The organism is Campylobacter sp. DY7, assembly GCF_057802535.1.
The window spans coordinates 1-1,077 of the sequence record NZ_JBYJAU010000034.1 but is presented as its reverse complement, the minus strand read 5'-3'; the positions used below and the strand labels follow the sequence as shown (position 1 = coordinate 1,077).

Annotated in this window: 2 protein-coding genes; both read right to left on the bottom strand. The window is 29.4% G+C overall.

Going from position 1 to position 1,077, the window contains the following annotated elements; translation table 11 throughout:
* Positions 1–464: replication protein (locus AC1B00_RS09555; RefSeq protein WP_488849494.1), on the bottom strand; the 464-nt coding region annotated here is incomplete at its 3' end.
* Between the two features lie 79 nt (positions 465–543).
* The gene (locus AC1B00_RS09550) at positions 544–717 is read right to left on the bottom strand and encodes a hypothetical protein (RefSeq protein WP_488849493.1); all 174 of its coding nucleotides are present in this window, start codon (positions 715–717) and stop codon (positions 544–546) included.
* Between the last annotated feature and the right edge of the window lie 360 nt (positions 718–1,077).

Here is a 1,077-nt window from a genome sequence, read left to right as displayed (position 1 = left end):
CAATATTCTGTAATTTCTTTCTCATTAATATAATTCTTAATATCTCGTTTCATTTGTGAGATTTCTGCGCTTGTAGGCGTGCAATAATCACGAATATCAAAGCCGTTAAATACTTTTATATCTTTTTCATCATACTGATATTTTTCTGGGTTATCTTTATGAGTAAAGTATCTATAATAACCACGAACATTGTGTAAAAGTTGTGGAATAGTGCCGTTTAAACTTTCAGTAAAAAGTTTAGCATTATTAAAAGTTGTAGAACCATTATCCCAACAAAAAATTAAATGATAATGAGCTTTTTTCTCTTCTTCATCTGCGTTCAAATCTTTGTCATGCAAAGGACTTAAAGCACATTTAAGACCACTCAAGCGAATGATTTGCTCCCAATTCTCGGGCATACTTTCTGGATATATTACGCATACCCAATTGCGACCCTTAAGGTTTTTATTACCTTTTTCTGCCATAATATTGTTACCTTTTCGGTAAAAATCTCTAGTTCCAAAAAAAGAATTTTTACCGACCTTTCTTAAAATTTAATTTTATTTAATTTTTATTTTCTTTCTTATTTTGATAATTTATAAAAAAATCATTGATAGCAATCGCAACTATATTTGATTTTGCTAATCCATAATCTTTAGCTAGAAAATTAATTTTATCTACTACACTTTCATTGAGAGTAAGTATCATTTTTTTTGCATAACTTTCTTTTTCGTGCATTGTAAAATCCTTTCTTTTTTAACAAGCCATATTATACACCTAAATGGTAAATAAAATAAATATTTTTAGTTTTTTTTTGTCCCTTGTCCCAAGTCCCCCCTTGGGGGTGTCGTAGTAACCCCCAAGGAAAACCCCTTATTTTTACCCCTATTTTGAAAATACAAATCAATAAATTATAAAAATTTTTGATAATTATTATTATTTATTTATTCCACTATTCTTAAACAAAGCTTAATGATGAAATTATTTATTAAATAGACAAGGGAGAGGTCGTGCGTGGCTAACGCCTCGCACTCTCTCTCCTGTCCTATTTCATCAAATAGATTTTTGATACATTAAGGCAAGGGCTAATAAAAAGGG

Coding starts and splice junctions, on each gene's coding strand:
- AC1B00_RS09550 (WP_488849493.1), bottom strand. CDS start 717: ATGCACGAAAAAGAAAGTTATGCAAAAAAAATGATACTTACTCTCAAT.